The 4,009-nt window shown below is 62.6% G+C and carries 3 protein-coding genes and 1 pseudogene; all 4 read left to right on the plus strand.

What is annotated here, in order from left to right; genetic code table 11:
* A pseudogene (locus QMO14_RS32895) lies at window positions 1-1,090 on the plus strand (conjugal transfer protein TrbE); the annotation flags it as partial.
* A complete protein-coding gene (locus tag QMO14_RS32900; RefSeq protein ID WP_301512318.1) occupies window positions 1,087-1,815 on the plus strand; it encodes a VirB8/TrbF family protein in 729 nt (242 codons plus the stop codon). The pseudogene QMO14_RS32895 and the gene QMO14_RS32900, both read left to right, overlap by 4 nt.
* Before the next feature lie 7 nt (window positions 1,816-1,822).
* Window positions 1,823-2,941 (plus strand): P-type conjugative transfer protein TrbG, encoded by a 1,119-nt coding sequence (gene trbG / locus QMO14_RS32905; RefSeq protein WP_301512320.1) that lies wholly within the window; start codon window positions 1,823-1,825, stop codon window positions 2,939-2,941.
* A gap of 28 nt (window positions 2,942-2,969) precedes the next feature.
* Window positions 2,970-3,860 (plus strand): TcpQ domain-containing protein, encoded by an 891-nt coding sequence (locus QMO14_RS32910; protein ID WP_301512322.1) that lies wholly within the window; start codon window positions 2,970-2,972, stop codon window positions 3,858-3,860.
* Window positions 3,861-4,009 lie beyond the last annotated feature (149 nt).

The raw sequence follows: 4,009 nt of genomic DNA on the forward strand, positions 1-4,009 counted from the left end.
GTTCATCTTCGGCCCGACTGGCGCTGGGAAGTCGACGTTGCTGGGCTTGACTGCAGCCCAGCTGCGCCGCTATCCCAACATGCAAATCTTCGCGTTCGACAAGGGGCAGTCGCTCTATCCACTGGCTGCGGCGATCCGGGCCGGCACTGACGGAAAAAGCGGTCTGCATTTCAACGTTGCTGCGGATGACGACCAACTGAACTTCGCGCCGCTCCGCTTCCTTGAGACCCGCGGCGACCGCGCGTGGGCCATGGTTTGGATCGATTCGATGCTCGCGCTGAACGGGCTCGACACGTCGCCGCGGCAGCGCACAGAAATTGCCCGCGCACTCCTGCAAATGCACAAGGACGGCACAGGATCGATCTCCGGTCTTGTCGGCCTGGTGCAGGACCACAAGATCCGCGAAGCGCTCGAGGTCTACACAGCCGACGGTGCGATGGGGATGTTGCTCGACGCCGAGGAAGATGGGCTCTCGCTTTCCAACTTCACCGTCTTCGAAATCGAAGAGCTGATGAACATGGGCGAGAAGTACGCACTGCCCGTGCTGCTGTATCTCTTCCGACGCATTGAACGCTCTCTGAACGGCCAGCCGGCCGCGCTCATCTTGGACGAGGCCTGGCTGATGCTCGGCCACAAGGTTTTCCGCGAAAAAATCCGCGAATGGCTGAAGACATTGCGCAAGGCCAACTGCGCCGTGATCTTGGCCACGCAGAGTCTCACGGACGCAGCCGACTCTGGAATCTTGGACGTCATCGCCGAGTCGACGGCGGTGAAGATTTTTCTTCCCAATGGTGCAGCACGTGACGTCGAGACATCCAAGCTGTACGAGCGCTTGGGCTGCAACAAGCGGCAGATTGAAATCATTGCTGCTGCCACGCCGAAGAAGCACTACTACTACCTCTCGGAGAAGGGCCGCCGGCTCTTCGACCTCGCCTTGGGTCCCCTTGCCTTGGCCTTCGTCGGCAAGACGGACAAGGAGTCACTCGCTCTGGTGAAAAAGCTGGAGAGCACACACGGCCCCGCGTGGGTCGACGAGTGGCTCGAAACGAACGACATCTCCCTGGCAGCTCTGGCTGGAGCACAAGCATGAAACTCTTCAAAAGCAAGCGCCTGCAGGCTGACGCCGGCACGCCCGATCCCTCCTCGAGCACGGGAAACCCGTACCTCAATGCACGCCGCGAATGGAACTCGCATGTCGGAGGCGTGGTTGCCTCCCGGCGGCTGTGGCAGCTGGTCGGCGTGCTCGCGCTCCTGATCGTGCTCGCTTCCGTGGGTGGCCTCACGACAGTAGCGATGCAGTCGAAATTTGTTCCCTACGTGGTCGTGCAAGACAACCTGGGAAAGCTGGGCACGCCTATCGTCCTCGACCGTGCTGGCCCGGTGGACCCCCGCGTCATCGAGCGCACTGTCCGCGAGTTCATTGAAGACGCTCGCCTCGTCACGCCCGACATCGCGCTGCAACGCAAGGCCATCTTCCGCGTGTACGCGCACCTGGCGCCGAACGTGCCCGCCATCGTGAAGATGAACGAGTGGATGAACAGCACGCCGCAGTCCAGCCCCTTCAAGAGGGCGGCAAGCGAGACCGTGAATACCGAAGTCATCTCGGCGCTTCCACAGTCGCCCACGACGTGGCAAATCGATTGGGCGGAGACCACCCGCGATTTGAATGGCGCGATGAAGGCGCCCCCTGTGCGGATGCGCGCGCTGGTAACGGTCTACACCGCGCCCGCTTCGGCGAAGACGACGGCTGAACAGCTGCGAGACAACCCGCTCTTGATCTACGTCCGCGACTTCTCGTGGTCAAAGCAACTCTAGGATTTCCATGAACACGCGTACTCGAACCATTGCGTGGGCGATTGCACTCGCGCCCCTGCTCAGCTTCGCAGCCCCTCCAGAAGGCCTCCTTCCGCCGGGGCCGCTGTCCATCCCTTCGGAAAATTTAGCCGCTAAATCATCGCCATCGCCGGCGTCGGTGCCCGCACCCGCGCCGGCAGCGTCAGCTGCGCAAGTCCCTGCATCTGCACCACGTGCAAAGCCTTCCCGGATCGACCGGGAAGCCAGCTCGAGGCGCGCGCCGCTTCCTGCGCCTGCTCCTGTGGTGGTCAGAGGCGAAACCGACCTCGCTTCGGAAAAATTCTTCACCAATCCGAATCCCTCTCTTTCAGCGCAGGAGCAAGCGGCTCTCGCGATCGCTCGAAAGTGGCAGGAGGGCGGGACCTCGCCCATGATGCCGATCGCGGGTAGTGATGGAACGGTGCGCTTTGCTTATGGTGCGTCTCAGCCCAGCATCGTCTGCGCCGTGCTCCAGGTGTGCGACGTGGAGCTTCAGCCTGGCGAACAGGTCAACTCCCTCCAGATCGGCGATCAGGTTCGTTGGACCATCGAGCCTGCAATCTCTGGAAGCGGCGCAGGCGAGGTCATCCATCTCATCATCAAGCCTCAAGACGTCGGCCTCGAAACATCGCTCGTAGTCACGACCAATCGCAGGACCTATCACCTGCGGCTGCGCTCCCATCGCAGCGACTTCATGCCCAGAGTCGCTTTCTCCTATCCGGAAGAGGCGATGGCGAAGTGGGATGCGATGCGCAACCGCGAAGTCAAGGAGCGGCGTGACGCGACGATCCCGAGTACAGGCGAGTATCTCGGCGATCTGAGCTTCGACTACACGCTCTCCGGCAGCGCGCCGTGGAAGCCGGTGCGTGTCTACAACGATGGCCGCAAGACGATTTTGCAGATGCCTTCCACCATGTCGCAATCGGAGGCACCCGTGTTGCTCGTGGTGCGCAAAGACGGAGGCATTTTCACGGAGGAAGAGACGGGCGTAGTGAACTACCGCGTGCAGGGGAACCGGTACATCGTCGACGCGCTCTTCGACAAGGCAATCCTCATCGCCGGCGTTGGCTCTGCCCAAGACCGCGTCACGATTCAGCGCGGGAAGTGAGATGAAACCTAGCTCGCTTCACCTGCGAATGCTCGCGGCCGCCGCAGCGGTCGCCCTCGCGTCCGGCTGCGCAACGAGGTTGCCCGTCCCGACCAGCGGCAACCTCGCGGCCGCGACACCGGACGTTGAAATCGCTCTCGCCAACGAGGCCGGCGACTTCCTGCGCGGCACGTACCCGCCCGCCAGTACGGAATTCGGAATCGCACAGGCGGTAGATCCTTTCAGCAAGCGTCTCAAATCGGTTTTGCGCCGCAGCGGCTACGCCGTCGCCGCGGCGCCGATGGTGTCGGCACAGCCATCGAGCGACAGCAGTGCGCTGCCGCTGAACTACTGGATCGACCAACCACTTCAAGGCTTGTTTCGGGTCGTGTTGGTCGTAGGCCCTACCACCGCTACACGGGCCTTCTTTGTGCGCGCCGGACGCGTCTCTGCAGCTGGAGCCTGGACGAGGAGGGTGAAGGATGGGGAGGCACTGCCTCCCGAATACACGCCCGTCACGACCCCGTCGGTGCTGGCCTATGTCGGCGAACCCGAGATGAACGACTTCTTGCCCCCGCCGCCGGAAACGGAAGTCGCATCAGCAGTGAAGAGCAGCCCTGCCGGCAATGTCGCGGCTGCGGCCGCGAACCCGTTGTCTCCAAGTGCTGAAGCGCCGACCAGCTGGACGGTAGGCGGCGAGCGCACGTTGCGCGACATCTTCACGAGCTGGACAACAGCCGCGGGCGTTCGGCTTCAGTGGGAGGCCGCCCGCGACGTTCCCGCCGCCGCCGAAATGCGGGGAACGTATTCGGGAAGCCTGAAGGATGCCTTGATTCAGTTGGCGGGCAAATCCGGCGGACTGGACGTGCCGATGGGGATTCGCTTCCTCGAGGGCGGCAAGGCTCTTCGCGTCTACGACCTGGCTGTCGTGGCCCAGTGAGCTCGCGTCCCACCAACACCAAACGAACCCTGGAGTCCTACATGGAAATCACAACAGCAAGAAGCCTCGCATTTGGCGTGCTGCTCCTCGCAGCATGCACACAGATCAACGCGGCCGAGCCTGCGAAAAAGACCGCGCCAGCACAGGAC

It is taken from the genome of Variovorax sp. CAN15, from assembly GCF_030462475.1.
GTDB lineage: Bacteria > Pseudomonadota > Gammaproteobacteria > Burkholderiales > Burkholderiaceae_C > Variovorax.